Source organism: Bradyrhizobium quebecense (genome assembly GCF_013373795.3).
Classification (GTDB): domain Bacteria; phylum Pseudomonadota; class Alphaproteobacteria; order Rhizobiales; family Xanthobacteraceae; genus Bradyrhizobium; species Bradyrhizobium quebecense.
Window position 1 is genome coordinate 3,127,065 of the sequence record NZ_CP088022.1, and the last position, 18,112, is coordinate 3,145,176.

The window sequence follows — 18,112 nt, forward strand, 5'->3', positions numbered from 1 at the left end:
ACAAAAACGGCGCCCGAAGGCGCCGTTTGAACTTTCAGATTGAAGACTGCTTCAGTGCGCCGTCAGGCCACCGGACGCCTCATCCGAAGCGTCGGGCTTGACGTCGACCTTGCTGGTCTCCTCTTCCCAGACGATCGGCACAGGCACCCGGGTCAGCGCCTTGGCAACGACCTCGTCCAGCCGCGAGACCGGGATGATCTCCATGCCGCCCTTGATCGCATCGGAAATCTCCGTGAGATCCTTGGCGTTGTCCTCGGGGATCAGCACCGTCTTGATGCCACCGCGCGCGGCAGCCAGCAGCTTCTCCTTCAGACCGCCGATCGGCAGCACGCGGCCGCGCAGCGTGATCTCGCCGGTCATCGCGACATCGTGGCGGACCGGAATGCCGGTCATGACCGAGATGATCGCGGTGGCCATCGCGACACCAGCGGACGGACCGTCCTTCGGGGTTGCGCCCTCCGGCACGTGAACGTGGATGTCGCGGCGATCGAACATCGGCGGTTCGATGCCGTAGACGATCGCGCGCGAGCGGACGTAAGACGCCGCCGCCGAGATCGACTCCTTCATCACGTCGCGCAGATTGCCCGTGACGGTCATCTTGCCCTTGCCAGGCATCATGACGCCTTCAATGGTCAACAGCTCGCCGCCGACATCGGTCCACGCCAGACCGGTGACGATACCGACCTGATCCTCGTCGTCGATCTCGCCGAAGCGATACTTCGGCACGCCGAGGAACTCTTCGATGTTCGCCTCGGTGACCTTCACCGACTTCTTCTTGGAGATCATCAGCTCCTTCACCGCCTTGCGGGCGAGTGTGGAGAGCTCACGCTCCAGATTACGCACGCCCGCTTCGCGGGTGTAGCGGCGGATCATCAAGAGCAAGGCCGCGTCATCGATCGACCATTCCTTGGAGTCCAGACCGTGCTTGGAGAGCGCGCTCGGGATCAGATGCTTGCGCGCGATCTCGACCTTCTCGTTCTCGGTGTAGCCGGCGATCCGGATGATCTCCATGCGGTCCATCAGCGGGCCCGGAATATTCAGCGTATTCGCGGTCGTGATGAACATCACGTTGGACAGGTCGTAGTCGACCTCCAGGTAATGGTCGTTGAAGGTCGAGTTCTGCTCGGGGTCCAGGACCTCAAGCAGCGCCGACGACGGATCGCCGCGGAAATCGGCGCCCATCTTGTCGATCTCGTCCAACAGGAACAGCGGGTTCGAGGTCTTCGCCTTCCGCATCGACTGGATGATCTTGCCGGGCATCGAGCCGATATAGGTGCGACGGTGACCGCGGATCTCGGCCTCGTCACGCACGCCGCCAAGCGACACGCGCACGAACTCGCGGCCGGTCGCCTTCGCGATCGACTTGCCGAGCGAGGTCTTGCCGACGCCGGGAGGCCCGACCAGGCACAGGATCGGTCCGGTCAGCTTGTTGGCGCGTGACTGCACCGCGAGATACTCGACGATACGGTCCTTGACCTTCTCGAGCCCGTAGTGATCGGAGTCCAGCACCGCCTGCGCGGCCTCGAGGTCCTTCTTGACCTTGGACTTCTTGCCCCACGGGATCGACAGCAGCCAATCCAGGTAGTTGCGCACGACGGTCGCTTCCGCGGACATCGGCGACATCTGGCGCAGCTTCTTCAGCTCGTGCTGGGCCTTCTCGCGCGCTTCCTTGGACAGCTTGGTCTTGGAGATCTTCTCCTCCAGATCGGCCAGCTCGTCGCGACCTTCGTCGTCGCCGAGCTCCTTCTGGATCGCCTTCATCTGCTCGTTCAGGTAATACTCGCGCTGGGTCTTCTCCATCTGGCGCTTGACGCGCGAGCGGATGCGCTTCTCGACCTGCAGCACCGAGATCTCGCTCTCCATCAGGCCCAGCACCTTCTCCAGGCGCTGCGTGACGGACAACGTCTCCAGGATCGCCTGCCGATCGGCAATCTTGACCGCGAGATGCGAGGCAACGGTGTCACCGAGCTTGGCGAAATCGGTGATCGCTTGAACCACGCCGACGACTTCGGCGGAGATCTTCTTGTTCAGCTTCACATAGCTTTCGAAGTCGGACACGACCGAACGCGCCAAGGCCTCGGCTTCGACCGAGTTGGCGTCAGTGTCGGCGAGCGCGACCGCGGTCGCCTCGTAGTACTCGCTGCGGTCGGAATATTTCTCGACACGCGCGCGCTCGAGGCCCTCGACCAGTACCTTGACGGTGCCGTCGGGCAGTTTCAGGAGCTGCAGAACGCTGGCGAGCGTACCGGTCTCGTAGATTGAATCGGGAGCCGGATCGTCATCGGACGCGTTCTTCTGCGTCGCGAGCATGATCAACGCGTCGTTCTTCATCACCTCTTCGAGAGCGCGGATCGATTTCTCGCGGCCGACGAAGAGCGGCACGATCATGTGCGGGAAGACGACGATGTCGCGGAGCGGCAGCACCGGATAGGAATGGCTTTCGCCGTGGACGATCGTTGGCCGGGGTTTTGAAGTCGTCATGGCCTTATCCTTTTGTTTTGCCCCCTTGCACGCAGTCCGCCTGCTTGCGCAACCGCCACAAGGTGCCTTGGTGATCCGGAATTAGATTGCCGTTAGCAGCCGCATATTCCGCATCGAAAAGCGACGAATCTCAACGCATGAGATCCCTCACCGATAGCATTAGGTGGCTATCAGGCGGGGGGGTGTCAAGTCTGAGAAGTGCCGGGAAATATAGGCTAAACAGGCATTTACTGCGACGCGAAAATGACCTGCTGCTGCGCCGCAACGGCCGCCGGATCGCCCGGCAGCCGCATGAATTGCGACGACAGAAAGTTGCGCCTTAGGCGCTCGCGCTGCTCTCGACGGCGCGGTCGGAACGATCCGCGTAGATGTAGAGCGGACGCGCCGTGCCCTCGACGACCTCGCGCGAGATCACGACTTCCTCGACGCCTTCGAGGCCCGGGAGGTCGAACATGGTCTCGAGCAGGATGCTCTCCAGGATCGACCGCAGGCCGCGTGCGCCGGTCTTGCGCTCGATCGCCTTGCGGGCGACCGCGCCAAGCGCCTCGTCGGCGAAGGTCAGCTCGATGTTCTCCATCTCGAACAGCCGCTGGTACTGCTTCACCAGCGCGTTCTTCGGATCGGTCAGGATCTTCTTCAGCGAGGCCTCGTCGAGGTCCTCCAGCGTCGCGACGACGGGCAGACGGCCGACGAATTCCGGGATCAGGCCGTACTTCAGCAGATCCTCCGGCTCGACGTGACGGAAGATCTCGCCGGTACGGCGATCCTCCGGCGCCAGCACCTGCGCCGCGAAGCCGATCGAGGTCGAACGGCCCCGCGCGGAGATGATCTTCTCGAGGCCCGAGAACGCACCGCCGCAGATGAACAGGATGTTGGTGGTGTCCACCTGCAGGAACTCCTGCTGCGGATGCTTGCGGCCGCCCTGCGGCGGGACCGAGGCCACCGTGCCTTCCATGATCTTCAGCAGCGCCTGCTGGACGCCCTCGCCCGACACGTCGCGGGTGATCGAGGGATTGTCCGACTTGCGGCTGATCTTGTCGATTTCGTCGATATAGACGATGCCGCGCTGCGCGCGCTCGACGTTGTAGTCGGCGGCCTGCAGCAGCTTCAGGATGATGTTCTCGACGTCTTCACCGACATAGCCGGCTTCAGTCAGCGTCGTCGCGTCAGCCATGGTAAACGGCACGTCGAGGATGCGGGCCAGCGTCTGCGCGAGCAGCGTCTTGCCCGAACCGGTCGGACCGATCAGCAGGATGTTCGACTTCGCCAGCTCGACGTCGTTGTGCTTGGTCTGATGGTTAAGCCGCTTGTAGTGATTGTGGACGGCGACCGAGAGCACCTTCTTGGCGTGGCTCTGACCGATCACGTAGTCGTCCAAGACCTTGCAGATTTCCTTCGGCGTCGGGATGCCGTCGCGCGACTTCACCAGCGAGGACTTGTTCTCCTCGCGAATGATGTCCATGCAGAGTTCGACACACTCGTCGCAAATGAAGACAGTCGGTCCGGCAATCAGCTTGCGCACTTCATGCTGGCTCTTGCCGCAGAACGAGCAATATAGCGTGTTCTTGGCGTCGCTCGTGCCGACCTTACTCATTCATTATCTCCGTCCGCCGTTCGACCTCGTTTGCCAGATCGACCCAATCCGGCACAAAACCGGAGTATTGGGTAGATAGAGCAAATTCCGTACCAAAAAAGACCCTACGCAATACTGACAGTGTGGATCACGGTTTATTCGAATCTCCGCGATCATAGCCGATGCATTACAGCCAACCATGCTGGCACCCGACTATCAAGAATTCGCTAATCGGGAGGCCGGCTCAAGACCGTGACAATACCGTGATTTTCCACGATCGCACGTGGAATACGCGTCGAAATCCACGAAACGTTGCGGGATTACCACGCCGGGCCCTGAGCACGAAAGCGGAACTTTCTGCCCCCAAATATGCGCTTGCGGGGTACTCCGCCGTCCTGCTTTGCCGACTATGTGAGGCGTCAATGTGGAGATCACACCGACGCCTCAGGTCGCCTGTCCAGATCAGGCAGCTTTGTTAGGCCGCCTTGGCCGCCGACGGGTCTTCCGGCCGCTTGTCGATGACCTTGTCGACGAGACCGAACGCCTTGGCGTCCTCGGCGGTGAGGAACTTGTCGCGCTCGAGCGCGTCCTCGATCGCCTTGTAAGTCTGGCCGGTGTGCTTCACGTAGATCTCGTTGAGGCGCTTCTTGAGATTCAGGATCTCCTGCGCGTGCAGCATGATGTCGGTCGCCTGTCCCTGGAAGCCGCCGGACGGCTGGTGCACCATGATGCGGGAGTTCGGCAGCGTGAAGCGCATGTCCTTCTCGCCGGCTGCGAGCAGCAGCGAGCCCATCGAGGCCGCCTGCCCCGTGCACAGCGTCGACACCGGCGGACGGATGAACTGCATCGTGTCGTAGATCGCAAGGCCCGACGTCACCACGCCACCCGGCGAGTTGATGTACATCGAGATTTCCTTCTTCGGATTCTCGGCCTCGAGGAACAACAGCTGCGCGACGGTCAGCGTCGCCATGCCGTCTTCCACCGGACCGGTGACGAAGATGATGCGCTCTTTCAGCAGGCGCGAGAAAATGTCGTAGGCGCGTTCGCCGCGATTGGTCTGCTCGACGACCATCGGCACGAGGTTCATGTAGGTTTCAACGGGATCGCGCATGAAAGAACCCAAGGGTTAGGGGTGATGCAGAACGTTAAGGCTTAACCCAGATATGGACCAATTTCCGGCCGACAAGACCGGCACTGGCCGTACTAGCCACCTGGGCAGGACGCAGAAGTTCAAGCCGATTCGCGTCGGCACGCCTAGCGACGGGGACCCGCCGCGGGCGTGCTTTCGCGGTTCATCATTAACGCGAGGTGCCGCAATTAGGCGGCAGTCTGCCCGGCGTCTTCATCCTTGAACAGCTCATCCTTGGAGACCTTCTTCTCGGTCACGTTGGCGAGTTCCAGGACGAAGTCGACGACCTTGTCCTCGTAGATCGGAGCGCGGAGCTGGGCCAGCGCCTGGGCGTTGCTGCGGTAGTAATCCCAGACTTCCTTCTCGCGGCCCGGCATCTGGCGTGCGCGCTCGATCACGGCGCGCGAGACCTCGTCGTCGGTCACGGTGATCTTGTTCTTCTCGCCGATCTCCGACAGCACGAGGCCGAGGCGGACACGGCGGTCGGCGATCTTCTGGTACTCTTCCTTGGCCGCATCCTCGGTGGTGTTCTCGTCGGCGAAGGACTTGCCGGTCGAGTCCATCTCGGCCTTGATCGAGTTCCACATCAGGTTGAACTCTTCGGCGACAAGTGACGGCGGCGCCTCGAATTTGTGGCTCTCGTCGAGACGGTCGAGCAGCGCGCGCTTGACCTTCTGACGGGTCGCGCCGGCGAACTCGGCGGTCAGGCGCTCGCGCGCGGCTTCCTTCAGCTTGTCAAGCGACTCGAGGCCGAGCGTCTTGGCGAACTCGTCGTCGATCGCGGCCTCACCGGGCGCCTCGATCAGCGTCGCGGTGGTCTCGAACTCGGCCGGCTGGCCGGCGAGCTTGTCGTTCAGGTAGTTCTTCGGGAAACCAACCTTCAGCGTGCGGGTCTCGCCCGTGCCGATGCCGATCAGCTGCTCCTCGAAGCCCGGAATGAACTGGCCGGCGCCGATCACGACCTGGATGCCCTCGCCGGTACCGCCCTCGAAGGCTTCACCGTTGATCGTGCCCTTGAAGCTGATGGTGACACGGTCGCCCTTCTCCGCCGCCCCCTCGGTCTTGGCGTTGTACGGGCGGCTGCCTTCGGCGATGCGCTTGATGGCATCGTCGACGTCGGCGTCGGAGACATCGACCACCGGCTTCTCGACCGAGAACGACTTGAAATCGGCGAGCTGGATCTGCGGCACGACCTCGATCGCGACGGTGTAGGTCAGGTCGGTCTTGCCCGACAGCAATTCCTCGACCTGGTCCTTCTCGGTCGGCATCGTGATCTTCGGCTCGCCGGCGAGGCGGAAGCCGCGATCTTCGAAAATCTGCCGGTTGGTGTCGCTGATGGTCTGGTCGATGGTCTCGGCCATGACAGACCGGCCGTAGATCTTCTTCAGGTGCGCCACCGGCACCTTGCCGGGACGGAAGCCGTTGAGACGGACCTTGTCCTTGAGGTCGACCAGCTTGGCGCCCGCCTTGGCATCGAGATCGGATGCCGGAACGCTGATCTTGAATTCGTGCTTCAGTCCCTCGTTGAGGGTCTCGGTGACCTGCATGGTATCAATCTTCTTCCGCTTTTGCCGCGGCCCGAGCGGCCGTGGCAGTGTCAATCTGTTCGACGGTGAGCCTTGCGGCCTAACGTCTGTGGGTTCGGCGAACCCTCGTCCCCTTCGGGGCCCAAGGTTCTCCAAGGAATCGTCATGCAAACGCTGTAAGCGCTTGGTGCGGGCGGAGGGACTCGAACCCCCACAACTTTCGTCACTGGAACCTAAATCCAGCGCGTCTACCAGTTCCGCCACGCCCGCGCGAAAAGCATCCAGTCCGGCCGCGATGCCGCGGGCGGCCGGGCTTATAACATGCGCCCACCGGTTCGCAGCAAAAAAATGGCCGCTGGAGAGCCCGCCCTGCGACCGATCGCGACTGGACAGGTACACTTGAAAATGGTCCGCATCGGCCGGATGGCAAGCCCCCCAGCAAGTCCCCAATTTTCCCTCACCCGGCGCGACCTGATCGCCGGCCTCGGCGCCGCGGCGCTTTGCCCCGCTTGGCCGGCCACCGGCTCGGCGCAGGGCAGGACGGCGGTTACGCTGCAGGCCAAAGCCGACCGCATCCTGCTTCGTCCCGACGGACCGGAGACCCCGGTCTGGTCGCTCGGCAGCGGCGATCTCCGCTTCAAGCGCGGCGAGGTCCTCGACGTGACGTTCGGCAACGAGCTGCCGGTCGCGGCCGCACTTGATTGCCGCGGGCTCGATGGCGTCCCAGCCGCGGAGCCGCTGGCCTCCCGGGCGCCCCTTGCCACGGGGGCAAAGGATACCTTCCAGCTGCCGCTTCGGCATGCGGGTACCTTCCTGTGCGAGCCGCTGTTCGGAGAGGGCACGGCGCCGGCGCGGCCGCGCCCGCTGATCGTGACCGGCACCTCGCCGGTCGCCGTCGATCGCGACGAGGTTCTGCTGATCGAGGAGTGGCGCCTGCAGCCCGATGGAACCGCGATTCCGTTTGGGAACGACCCAAAAGATTCGACGCAAATTCATACAATTAACGGCAAGACTTCATACGATATATCGGCACCGGCCAATGCCCGCCTCAGACTCCGCTTTATCAATGGCAGCCAACGCAGCGTGCTGGCGGTCAAGCTGGACAACCTCGACGTCCGGGTGATGGCGATCGACGGCCAGCCGGCCGAACCGTTCCCGGCCCGCAACGGCGCGCTGGTCCTGGCTCCCGGAAGCCGCACGGACGTCTTTGTCGATGCGGCCGGTCCGGCCGGAACGAGCTTCCCGATCCTGCTGCACGACGGCAAGCAAGCCCGTCCGGTCGGCAAGCTCGCCGTCTCGAACGAGCCGCCGATCCGAACGGCGCCGTTCCCGCCGGCCCCACCGCTGCCGGGCAATGACATGCCCGCCCAGCTCGACCTCAAGAGCGCTACGCGATTCGATCTGGCGCTCGGCGCGCCCACCGATTGGGTCCATCCGGCGGATTTCAAGCCGTCAGCGGCTCCGGCCTTTCAGGCCAAGGCAGGCCGAACCGTCGTGCTGGCCCTGACCAACCAAGCCACGATCGCCAGCGTCTTTCACCTGCACGGCCATCACTTCCGTCTGCTTGACCGGCTCGACGACGGCTGGAAGCCGTTCTGGCTCGACACGCTCGCGGTCGAACCGGGCCAGACCCAGCGCATTGCCTTCCTCGCCGAATATCCGGGCCGCTATCTGATCGAGCAGGTCGCGACCGATTGGACCGCGCCGCGGCTGCTGCGATGGTACAGTGTCCAATAACAAGAAGTGGTAACCGCCTGAGGAAACATCGATGAGCCAGACAGTTGCAGCGATTCGCGGGGTGAAGGCACGAAGCGTCGTGGTGCCGCTCAAGCGTCCTGTGAAGACGGCGTTTGGCGTGATCGATTCCGGTCCGCTGGTGCTGATCGATGTCGAGACCGATCAAGGCGTTACCGGCCGCACCTACATCTTCGCCTACAGCAAGCTCACACTTAACCCTCTCTGCTATCTGATCGAGGAGATCGGACGCGAGCTGATCGGCAGACCGGTCGCCCCGTTCGACCTGATGAAGGCGATGGACGCCAAGTTCCGGCTGCTCAGCGCGCAAGGTCTGGTCGGGATGGCCGTGTCGGGCCTCGACATGGCCTATTGGGATGTGCTCGGCCAACTCGCCGGCCGGCCGCTGGTCGAGCTACTCGGCGGCTCGGTGAAACCGATCAAGGCCTATGACAGCTATGGGGCGGTCGATCCCGTTGCCGACGAGCGCGCGCTGCGCCGCTCGCTCGACCAAGGCTTCAAGGGCATCAAGATCAAGGGTGGCGACGGCGATGCCGCCAATGACGAGCGCGTCGTGAAGGGCGTGCGTGCCCTGCTCGGCCCTGACATCGCGCTGATGATCGATTTCAACCAGTCGCTCGATCCGGCGGAAGCCACCCGTCGCATCGCCCGGCTTGCGCCCTACGACCTGCACTGGATCGAGGAGCCGGTGCCGCAGGAAAGCCTGTCCGGCCACGCCAGGGTCCGCGCGACCTCGCCGACGCCGATCCAGGCCGGCGAGAACTGGTGGTTTCCGCGCGGCTTCGCCGAGGCGATCGCGGCCGGCGCATCCGACTTCATCATGCCCGACGTGATGAAGGTCGGCGGCGTCACCGGCTGGATGCAGGTCGCGGGACAGGCCGATGCCGCGTCGATCCCGATGTCGAGCCATCTCTTCGCGGAAGTCAGCGCGCATCTGCTGGCGGTGACGCCGACCGCGCACTGGCTCGAGTTCCTCGACTTCGCAGGCGCGATCCTCGCAAGGCCCGCCGAGATCATAGACGGCGCAGTCACCGCCCGCGGTCCCGGGCTCGGCATCGAATGGAACGAGCCGGCGGTGGCGAAGTATCTCGTGAGCTAGCGCCCCGCCAGGTCAAGGGAGGAGCCCAAAGGTCGTGCCAGTTTCCCCGCGCATTCTGACCACCCCTTTCGGGGATTTTCCGTCGTTGCCGGGCCTTGTGCTGGCCTGTTTCATCGGCTCATGCTTGGCTGGACCAGCGTTCGGCAAAGATCGCGACGACGACAGCGGCGCTCCGCCAAATATCTATCTCGATTTGCGAACAAGCTACGCAACGGTGCCGGCCGGCGCTTTGCCAGTAGGTTTCGGCAGCCCGGCTCTGTTTAGCGCGCTACAGTCGCTTGCGCTCGCGAACGGCAGCTCGCTTCCGACAAGCGTCTCCTTGCCGTCCCGGCAATCCCTCGCCGTCGATCTTCCATTGACGGTAGACGTCACCGATGCGGTCTCGCTGTATGCCGGCATTTCCGGAACGACGACCTATGGCCCCGCGCAGGGGTGGTCGGCCTTCGACGTCACCAGCTGGAACGTCGGCTTTCAGGCGGACCTCTACAGCCAGAATGGTGGCTCAATCCCGACCATCACGTGGCAATCGACAATCACCCAGGCAATCCCGAACGGGCCGACTGGGACGACGACCTTCAACAACATTCTCGAGTTCGACTATGCCTTCGACAAGGATGGAACGCGCGGAATCCTCGCGGGCATCCAGGACACCCGCGTCGAGGTAGCGACCGATCTCGCCCGGATCCACCCAAATATCATCGGCTATGTCGGCGGCTATTATCAGTGGCCGAGCAACTGGAAATTCACCGGCCGCGTCGGAGTACAGCATTTCGGCGGCGCGCAGCTCCTGAACTTCACGCCAATCCAGTCCTTCACCGGGCCCATCCTCCGGCTTGACCTCGATCGGATGGATGACAACGACAATCGACTGTTCGGGGTCACGGCCCAAATCATCTGGGTGCCGAAGCCATCCTATCAGCTGACGCTGAGAACGCCGCTCTATCTTGTGCGCAATTGATGGAGCCTGCCGACCGCCCTTGCAATCTGCCGATCTTGCGCCTGATCGTGAGCTTCACCTTTGCAACGCATTCATGTAGGTCATCACGGCATCGGAGCGCCCAATGTCCACCAACAGCAAACTGACGCTCAAATTTCGCTGTCCGACGGAGCTTGAGGGACTAATTCCGGCCCCCATCCCGGCGGCGCAGGGCGTTCCCGACTGGCTCAAGACAATGCCTGCGACGGCCTTCTCTTCGATCAACCTGCACGACGAGGACACCATCAAGCGCTGCCCGCCCTTCGTGGACGCGATGACCTGCGGGTTCCTGCTGCCACTGGTCTGCGATCTCAGAGTCGAGAACGGCGAAATCACCTGGGATCACGACCTGCCGCCCGGAGGCACACCCGAATTTCCGCGCTCGCCGATCGGATTTCACGATCCGGGTCAGGTCATCGGCACGCCGCTGTTCGAAGAGGGCCGCTTCTTTCTCAAATTCCACAATCTGTGGACCGTCGAGGCACCCGAAGGCTACGCGATCTACTTCACGCATCCCGTCAACCGCTTCGACCTGCCGTTCACGACGCTCAGCGGCTTGGTCAATTCGGACCTCTATACCGACAACTGGGTGCACCTCCCGGCGTACTGGCACGACCGGAATTTTAAAGGTGTCCTCCCCAAGGGGACTCCCATCGCGCAATGCATTCCGGTCAAGCGAGACGACTGGACTGCGCAGACATCCTCGTTCACCGCGGATGAAGCCAACCGCGTCGGCCAGTTCCGGGGTGAGCTCAGGCGGCAGCCCAACCTCTACCGGAGAAACTTCAGGGCGTGAGGCGCGACGAGATTTCGTCCAATGCGCCCGGCCTCACTCTCCACCGAGGAATTTCGCAACGTCGCGCTGGGAGAAGAAGAAGCGACCATGCGATGCCGCGGCCATGACGAATGCCGCGCGTCCCAGCAGCTGGGGCTGACCACGAATGATGGAGCGCAGCGCCGCTTCGGCAGCGTCGCGCTCACCCTGCTCGAACAAGGATGTGGCGAGATAGGCGCGGGTCGAGCGATCGTCCGGATAGAGCGCGAGCACGCGGCGGAAAGCGTCCGCGGCTGCGGCGTAGTCGCCATGAAGGATCAGGACCCGCCCGAGCTGGTTAAGAATGTCCGGGCGTCCCGGCGCAGCATCACGTGCGGCGGTCAGGACACTCGCAGCCCGCGCGAAGTCATTGGTATCATGCAACAGCCGCCCGAGATCGAGCTTCAGATCGACGCTCTCAGGAGCCAGCGCGAGGCCGGCCTCGATCGTGCTGATCGCCTCGTCGTGTTGACCGGCCTTGGCAAGCTGCCCAGCGAGTTCCCGAAACGAAGGAAGATATGGTGGGCGGCGCGCCGCCGTGCGTCGAAGCTGCGCGATGCCGTCCGTGGCGCGCCCTGCACCGCACAGCAGCGCACCGAGCAAGGTCTCCACCTCTCCGTCGTCGGCGCGGCGTGCAACTCGCTCGAGCGGTGCAATTGCCTCGTCACCCCGGTTCTGCCCCATCAGGGCATGCGCCAGCAAAAGCGCGGCGTGTCTGTCCGAGCGGTTTGATTTCAGAATGTTGGTGGCGATCTGCTCGGCTTCAGCAAACTGCCGCGCCCGCAATGCCAACACACCTTGTTGCATCGCCTGCGCGAGGAAATTGTTCTGCCTGCCGCTCACGAGAAAGCTTCCGGAGGATGCGAGGGAATATCATGCGCCTTTATCTCGCAATTCCCCACGCGTCCACCAAAAGTGTCGTGACGCAGCCCTGGCGGGACCGACGCAGTCGCGTCCACGCCGGCGAAGCCATCGGCCGAACACCCGGGTGGCCACGACGGCTCACGCGCGCTTGCGACGATCGCCCGATCGTTTGGCCCGGGGCGAGTGGACCTCCCCGCCCCTGGCAGCCACCTTCGTCTCCTCCCGCACCATGTCGACGAAAGCACGAAGCCCAGCCGTCATGTGCCGGTGCCGTGGATAGTAGAGGCGCAAGCCGGGAAATGGCGGCGTCCAGTCGTCCAGCACGGCGCGCAGGGTGTCGGCGGCGAGATGCCCCGCTACCCAGAAATCGCTGACGAACGCCAGTCCCACGCCTTCGAGCGCGGCTTCGACCATCAGACTGTCATTGTCGAGGGTCAGCCTGCCCCTGACATCCACCACTATCTGCTCGCCGCCGCGCTTCTCGAACTCCCAGTGATAAAGCTTGCCGCCGGGCATCCGTCTGCGAATGCACTCATGGGCGAGCAGATCGAGCGGAGACCGCGGCACCGAACAGCGCGCGAAATAATCGGGCGCGCCGACGACGATGAAGCGCGTGTCCGGGCCGCAGGGGATCGCGACCATGTCCTGCGGCACGGCTTCGGCCAACCGGATGCCGGCATCGAAACCTTCCGCGACGATATCGATGGGACGTCCCTCCAGGGTCAGTTCGACATTCATGTCGGGATAGCGCCGCAGAAACTTTGCGACGACCGGGCGGAGGATCTGGTGCGCGGCGCGCTCCTTCAGGTTGATGCGCAGCGTTCCCGCGGGCGTATCGCGGAACTCGTTCACATCCTCCATCGCGCCGGCAATCTCGCGCAGCGCGGGACTGACCCTGGCGAGGAAACGCTCTCCCGCTTCCGACAGCGCGACGCTGCGCGTCGTCCGATTGATGAGGCGCACGCCCAACCGCTTTTCCAGCGCGGCGATCGCATGGCTCAACGCCGAGGGCGAAATGCCGAGTTCAGTCGCGGCCGCGCGAAAGCTGCGGTGCGTTGAAATCGCGACGACGGCGTTCAGCTCGAAAAGGCCAGCATGCTGCATTGTTCTATTATCTGCATTAGGTCATGCCACTCTATGCCGATTATTGCAGCAATCAAGTCGCCTATATCGAGCCCGCAATCTCGATCTGAAGGACATCTCCTATGGCAAAGACTTTCCTCATCACGGGCGTTTCGTCCGGCTTCGGCCGCGCGTTGGCCGAGGCAGCATTGGGCGACGGCCACACCGTCGCCGGCACCGTGCGCAACGAGAATGACAAGCGGACATTCGAAGCGCTCGGCGCCGGCGTGCACGCCGTGGTTCTTGACGTCGCCAACACCGAGGCCATCGCGCCCGCGGTCGCCGACGTCGAGCGCAGGATCGGCGCGATCGACGTTCTCGTGAACAATGCCGGCTACGGCCACGAGGGCATTCTGGAGGAATCATCGATCGACGATCTGCGACGCCAGTTCGAGGTCAACGTCTTCGGCGCGGTGGCGATGATCCAGGCGGTGCTGCCCTTCATGCGCAAGCGGCGCGCCGGGCACATCCTCAACATCACGTCGATGGGCGGGATCATCACAATGCCCGGTCTCAGCTACTACCACGGCAGCAAGTTCGCGCTGGAAGGGATATCGGAATCCCTCGGCAAGGAGGTCAAAGACCTCGGCATCAAGGTCACCGCCGTCGAGCCGGGCGGCTTTCGTACCGACTGGGCCGGACGATCGATGGTACGGGCGGAGCGGTCGATCGGAGATTATGACGCTGTCATCAATCCAATCCGCAAACGTCGCATGGAACTGAGTGGCTGGCAGGTCGGCGATCCCCAAAAGGCCGCGCAGGCGATGTTGAAACTCGCGCTGTCGGCCGATCCGCCGACGCATCTCCTGCTCGGCAGCGATGCCGTGCGGCTGGTCGAGGAAAAAATGAAACTGCTGCAGGCCGAATTCGATGCCTGGAAGAGCGTTTCGCTCTCCACCGACGTTGCCTGAGCCGCGCCAGCCGCTCAAACAAGAAGCCAGAGCTTCGGTCCAGATTCAATCAGAACCGAAGCCCTGGCAGACTTTGCCGTCCATCAAACTGCAGACTTGATGAACTCATTGCACAAGCGCCGTGGCCCTCACCGGAGGCGTACCGTCCAATTCTGCAATCCGGCGGTCAATCTCACCGATCACGTGCTTCGAGAACGGCCCGAAATGCAGGTACAGCGCCATCAGCATCACGATGTAGCGCAGTGCGCCTGGGTTGGACTTGGCGACCTCGACGAAGGTCTTCCAGAACGGCTCGCGAACCTCCGGCAGGGTCCGCATGATCCTGTGCACGCCCTCGATGCCGCCAAGCTTCGTGCGCACGTCGCCATCGGGCAGATCGCGGCGCCGGTCGGACCGGTCGAGCATGACGGAAAGCCGCGACAGCCGTCCTGCGTATGCTGTCGGGCTGTAGACGTGCCCGAGCACAGCCTTGTAATCCGTAAGGATGTCACGAAGCGGACGCTTGGTGTCGAAATTGCAGCCGAGCGTGCATTGGTCGCCCGCCTGTTCGACCTTCATGAGATCATGGCCTTCGTGCAGGCGGCCTTCCTGGGCTAGCCGCCGCGTCAGCTGTGTGCCAGGCAGCGCATAGAGCAGTCCGACCATGCAGACTGGAATGCTCGCCTCCTCGATGAAGTCGATCATCGGCTGCGCCATCGAGAGTTTCTCGGTATCGAACCCGACGATGAAACCCGCGGTGACGAACATGCCATAGTCGTAAATCCTGTGAACGCTCTCGGCGATGTTGCGCCTGGTGTTCTGCTTTTTCTTCATCTGCACGAGGGTCTCTGGATCCGGGCTCTCAATGCCGACGAAAATTCCGAAGAAGTTCGCGTCCTTCATCGCCTGCAACAGCTCGCTGTCATCAGCGATATTGATCGAGGCTTCGGTCGAGAACTCGAACGGATAGTCTCGCTCTTCCAGCCAGGCCTTGAGCCGCGGCAGCAAGATGCGGAGGTTTTTCTTGTTGCCGATGAAATTGTCGTCGACGAAATCGACATGCCCACGATAACCATGATCGTAGAGCGCTTGCAGCTCAGCGAGAATCTGATCGGGAGTCTTGGTGCGCGGCACGCGCCCGTACAGCTCGATAATATCGCAGAACTCGCAGGTGAACGGGCAGCCACGCGAATATTGCACACCAATAAAGAGATAATGATCGAACTTGATCAGATCGTAGCGGGGCATCGGGCTTAGTGTGACGTCGATCTTGAATTTCTCGGCGACGAACACGCCTTTGCGCGCGCCGCTTTCCCAAGCCGCGATGAATTCCTCGATGATATGCTCGGCCTCGCCGATCACCTGGAAGTCCGCGTCGGCGTAAAGGTGCGGGCTGGAGGAGACGTCGGGCCCGCCGACACATACCGGCTTGCCGTGCCGGTGGGCGAGATCGATCAGGTGGAGAAAATCAGGCTGTTGGTTGAGCATACCGCCAATCATGACAAGATCGGCCCAGTCAAGGTCCGCGTCGGTCGAAGACTCGGTGTTACGGTTGACGAGACGAATCTCCCAATGCTTCGGCAGCATGGCGGCGACGGTGATCAGTCCGAGCGGCGCCGCCGGATACTTCGCGCCGACGAGTTCGCAAGCTTCCGTATAGTTCCAGAACGAGTCCGGAACGAACTTCGGATAGATCATTAGAACGCGGCAGGGACTCGTCATGTTGCTCCGGTCCGTACCACGCGGCTTCGAGGCTCAAGGGTACTTTCGCTCGTCGATACAGGCATTAAGTGCTCAAATGGTGGCCGATTGTCCGACGATCTTTCGCCCCGCGTGAGCCCGTCCTGTCCCCGGGTTCCGCTGGGGCCAGTTAATCCGATCAATATGTCAGCCGGCGGGCCGGCGCGCCCAGAGATAGCGCACGTCCGGCTCCCTCTCCTCATTGCGGCTCCCGTCGGTCTCCTCGACGTGGACGAAGCCGCGCGCCTCGTAGAAGCGGCGCGCCCGCGCGTTGCGCCGGAAGGTCCACAGTTGCAGCCGGTCCGCACCCTGCTGTGCGATCTCAAGCAGCGGCCGCCGATGCCGCGGCCCTGCGCGGCCGGCAGCACATAGAGCTGCTCGATCCAGTCGTCGTGGAACGCGATGACGCCGCTCATCGCCTCGCCGTCGAACGCGCCCCACAGCGTACAGGTCGCAAACATCCGCTCGCGATAGAACCACCGATCTTCGTCCGGCGTGTGCTGGCCCGCGAGCCACGGCAACGCTTCGTCGAACGCCGCGCGGTGCACGCGTGCGGCGGCATCCATGTCGGCAAGCTGGAGCCGCCTAATACTCAATCCCGAATTCATCATAGAGCCGGCGGAACACGGCCGGCAGCACTTCGGTCAGATCTTCCGCGATCAGGCCGGGCCCCGCCTCGCTGGCCCCTTCACCGTGCAACCACACGCCGATGCTGGCCGCCTCGAATGCCGCCACGCCCTGCGCCAGGAAGCCGCCGATGATGCCCGCCAGCACGTCGCCGGCACCGGCGGTGGCAAGCCATGGCGGCGCGTTGGCGGCGATGGTGGCGCGGCCGTCCGGAGACGCGATCACCGTATCAGCCCCCTTCAGCAGCACCACCGCGCCGGAGCGCTCCGCCGCCGCGCGCACGCGCTCGAGCTTCGAGCGGCCGGGATGCTTGTTGGAGATATCGCTGAACAGCCGCGGAAACTCGCCCTCATGCGGGGTGAGCACCACCCCAAGACCGTCGGAGGCCTTGATCGCCTCGAACAGCCGATCCGGCGAACCGGCAAAGCTGGTCAGCGCGTCGGCGTCGAGCACGAGATGCCGCTGCGCCGACAACGCGGTGTGAACGAAGTCGCGGGTGCGCGCGCTGACGCCCGCGCCAGGGCCGATCACGCAGGCGTTGAGACGCTTGTCGTCGAGCAGTTCGGCGAATTGGATCGGATTGTCGACCGCGCGCACCATCACCGCGGTCAGCGCCGCCGCGTTGACCGCGAGCGCATCGCGCGGCGAGGCCAGCGTCACGAGGCCGGCGCCGGCCCGCAGCGCCGCGCGCGCAGCGAGCCGCGCCGCCCCGGTCGAGGCAATGTCGCCGGAGACCACGACGGCGTGGCCCCTCGCATATTTGTGGCCATCGATCCGCGGCACCGGAAACGACCAGCGCCAGGCCTGCGGCAAATTCTCCGCGGTCAGCGGCTTGATCTCGTCGAGCACCTGCGCCGCGATGCCGATGTCGGCGACGCGCACCCGGCCGCTATACATCCGGCCCGGCAGCAACAGATGCGCCGGCTTCTTGCGGAAGAAGGTGACGGTTTCGGTCGCCTGCACGGCCGCCCCCATGACGGCGCCCGACGTGCCGTTGATGCCGCTTGGCAGGTCGACCGCCAGCACCGGCGTACCGTTGGCGTTGATGGCCGCGATCATCTCCAGCGGGTCACCCTTGACCGGGCGATTGAGCCCGGCACCGAACAGCGCGTCGATGATCAGCGCCGGCTTGCCCAGCGCCTGCGGGTTGAACGGCAGCACCGGATATTTCCACCCCTTCGCCGCCAGCGCCGCGTCGCCCTGCAGGCTGTCGCGCTCGCAGAGCAGGATCACCGACACCTCACGGCCGCGCGCGGCGAGCTCGGCAGCGGCGACAAAGCCGTCGCCGCCATTGTTGCCGCGGCCGGCGACGACGACGATCGGCCCCTGCTCGACCAGGTCCATTGCGGCTTCAGCGACGGCCTGGCCGGCGCTCATCATCAGCGCGAAGCCCGGCGTACCGGCTGCGATGGTCAACCGGTCGGCGCGCTCCATCTCGGTGGTGGTCAGAACGTCCATGCCGAATCCTCAATCGCTTCGCCTTTTCGAGAGGCAGTTCCTGTGACGTTCGCGGGGT

13 protein-coding genes, 1 tRNA gene and 1 pseudogene are annotated in these 18,112 nt (G+C 63.5%); 5 read left to right on the forward strand and 10 right to left on the reverse strand.

From position 1 onward, the window contains the following. Nucleotides 1-51: 51 nt before the first annotated feature. The 5 genes from lon to HU230_RS15110 all read right to left on the reverse strand — a co-directional run bounded on the left by lon (nucleotide 52) and on the right by HU230_RS15110 (nucleotide 6,979). Nucleotides 52-2,481, reverse strand: a complete 2,430-nt coding sequence (gene lon, locus HU230_RS15090) for an endopeptidase La (protein WP_176530994.1) — start codon at nucleotides 2,479-2,481, stop codon at nucleotides 52-54. Nucleotides 2,482-2,800: 319 nt separating this feature from the next. Further along, nucleotides 2,801-4,075 carry an ATP-dependent Clp protease ATP-binding subunit ClpX gene (gene clpX, locus HU230_RS15095; protein ID WP_024583449.1) on the reverse strand — a complete coding sequence of 425 codons (1,275 nt, stop codon included), beginning with the start codon at nucleotides 4,073-4,075 and terminating at the stop codon, nucleotides 2,801-2,803. A 454-nt stretch (nucleotides 4,076-4,529) separates the two neighbouring features. Further along, the gene (locus tag HU230_RS15100) at nucleotides 4,530-5,165 is read right to left on the reverse strand and encodes an ATP-dependent Clp protease proteolytic subunit (protein WP_092114669.1); all 636 of its coding nucleotides are present in this window, start codon (nucleotides 5,163-5,165) and stop codon (nucleotides 4,530-4,532) included. Between the two features lie 206 nt (nucleotides 5,166-5,371). Beyond that, on the reverse strand, nucleotides 5,372-6,730 hold the full coding sequence (tig, locus tag HU230_RS15105; protein ID WP_176530993.1) for a trigger factor: 1,359 nt from the start codon (nucleotides 6,728-6,730) through the stop codon (nucleotides 5,372-5,374). A 164-nt stretch (nucleotides 6,731-6,894) separates the two neighbouring features. Next, nucleotides 6,895-6,979: transfer RNA gene (locus HU230_RS15110), tRNA-Leu, on the reverse strand. Nucleotides 6,980-7,132: 153 nt separating this feature from the next. Here HU230_RS15110 and HU230_RS15115 point away from each other — a divergent pair. From HU230_RS15115 to HU230_RS15130, 4 genes are all read left to right on the forward strand, one after another. Further along, a complete protein-coding gene (locus tag HU230_RS15115) occupies nucleotides 7,133-8,446 on the forward strand; it encodes a multicopper oxidase family protein (protein ID WP_234633873.1) in 1,314 nt (437 codons plus the stop codon). Between the two features lie 31 nt (nucleotides 8,447-8,477). Beyond that, entirely contained in the window at nucleotides 8,478-9,563 is a 1,086-nt protein-coding gene (locus HU230_RS15120) for an enolase C-terminal domain-like protein (protein WP_176530992.1), read from the forward strand. A gap of 97 nt (nucleotides 9,564-9,660) precedes the next feature. After that, nucleotides 9,661-10,521: a hypothetical protein gene (locus HU230_RS15125; RefSeq protein ID WP_176535012.1), complete on the forward strand. Its 861-nt coding sequence runs from the start codon at nucleotides 9,661-9,663 to the stop codon at nucleotides 10,519-10,521. 103 nt (nucleotides 10,522-10,624) lie between these two features. Next, on the forward strand, nucleotides 10,625-11,335 hold the full coding sequence (locus HU230_RS15130; protein WP_176530991.1) for a hypothetical protein: 711 nt from the start codon (nucleotides 10,625-10,627) through the stop codon (nucleotides 11,333-11,335). A gap of 33 nt (nucleotides 11,336-11,368) precedes the next feature. On the opposite strand, the gene HU230_RS15135 is transcribed toward HU230_RS15130, so the two are convergent. Continuing rightward, nucleotides 11,369-12,145 carry a tetratricopeptide repeat protein gene (locus HU230_RS15135; RefSeq protein WP_176535011.1) on the reverse strand — a complete coding sequence of 259 codons (777 nt, stop codon included), beginning with the start codon at nucleotides 12,143-12,145 and terminating at the stop codon, nucleotides 11,369-11,371. A 210-nt stretch (nucleotides 12,146-12,355) separates the two neighbouring features. Next, nucleotides 12,356-13,321 (reverse strand): LysR family transcriptional regulator, encoded by a 966-nt coding sequence (locus HU230_RS15140; protein ID WP_176530990.1) that lies wholly within the window; start codon nucleotides 13,319-13,321, stop codon nucleotides 12,356-12,358. Between the two features lie 101 nt (nucleotides 13,322-13,422). Here HU230_RS15140 and HU230_RS15145 point away from each other — a divergent pair, with 101 nt between their 5' ends. Next, complete coding sequence (locus HU230_RS15145; protein WP_176530989.1) at nucleotides 13,423-14,250, forward strand: oxidoreductase; 828 nt, start codon at nucleotides 13,423-13,425, stop codon at nucleotides 14,248-14,250. Nucleotides 14,251-14,355: 105 nt separating this feature from the next. On the opposite strand, the gene HU230_RS15150 is transcribed toward HU230_RS15145, so the two are convergent. From HU230_RS15150 to HU230_RS15160, 3 genes and pseudogenes are all read right to left on the reverse strand, one after another. Next, nucleotides 14,356-15,951: a B12-binding domain-containing radical SAM protein gene (locus HU230_RS15150; protein WP_176530988.1), complete on the reverse strand. Its 1,596-nt coding sequence runs from the start codon at nucleotides 15,949-15,951 to the stop codon at nucleotides 14,356-14,358. Between the two features lie 165 nt (nucleotides 15,952-16,116). Then, a pseudogene (locus tag HU230_RS15155) lies at nucleotides 16,117-16,577 on the reverse strand (GNAT family N-acetyltransferase). Further along, the gene (locus tag HU230_RS15160; protein ID WP_176530987.1) at nucleotides 16,555-18,054 is read right to left on the reverse strand and encodes an NAD(P)H-hydrate dehydratase; all 1,500 of its coding nucleotides are present in this window, start codon (nucleotides 18,052-18,054) and stop codon (nucleotides 16,555-16,557) included. Before HU230_RS15160 ends, HU230_RS15155 begins: the two are co-directional and overlap by 23 nt. Between the last annotated feature and the right edge of the window lie 58 nt (nucleotides 18,055-18,112).

Bases quoted from the DNA above. Each gene is read 5' to 3' on its own strand.
- lon (WP_176530994.1), bottom strand. From the start codon at position 2,481: ATGACGACTTCAAAACCCCGGCCAACGATCGTCCACGGCGAAAGCCAT.
- clpX (WP_024583449.1), bottom strand. From the start codon at position 4,075: ATGAGTAAGGTCGGCACGAGCGACGCCAAGAACACGCTATATTGCTCG.
- HU230_RS15100 (WP_092114669.1), bottom strand. From the start codon at position 5,165: ATGCGCGATCCCGTTGAAACCTACATGAACCTCGTGCCGATGGTCGTC.
- tig (WP_176530993.1), bottom strand. From the start codon at position 6,730: ATGCAGGTCACCGAGACCCTCAACGAGGGACTGAAGCACGAATTCAAG.
- HU230_RS15115 (WP_234633873.1), top strand. From the start codon at position 7,133: ATGGCAAGCCCCCCAGCAAGTCCCCAATTTTCCCTCACCCGGCGCGAC.
- HU230_RS15120 (WP_176530992.1), top strand. From the start codon at position 8,478: ATGAGCCAGACAGTTGCAGCGATTCGCGGGGTGAAGGCACGAAGCGTC.
- HU230_RS15130 (WP_176530991.1), top strand. From the start codon at position 10,625: ATGTCCACCAACAGCAAACTGACGCTCAAATTTCGCTGTCCGACGGAG.
- HU230_RS15140 (WP_176530990.1), bottom strand. From the start codon at position 13,321: ATGCAGCATGCTGGCCTTTTCGAGCTGAACGCCGTCGTCGCGATTTCA.
- HU230_RS15145 (WP_176530989.1), top strand. From the start codon at position 13,423: ATGGCAAAGACTTTCCTCATCACGGGCGTTTCGTCCGGCTTCGGCCGC.
- HU230_RS15150 (WP_176530988.1), bottom strand. From the start codon at position 15,951: ATGACGAGTCCCTGCCGCGTTCTAATGATCTATCCGAAGTTCGTTCCG.
- HU230_RS15160 (WP_176530987.1), bottom strand. From the start codon at position 18,054: ATGGACGTTCTGACCACCACCGAGATGGAGCGCGCCGACCGGTTGACC.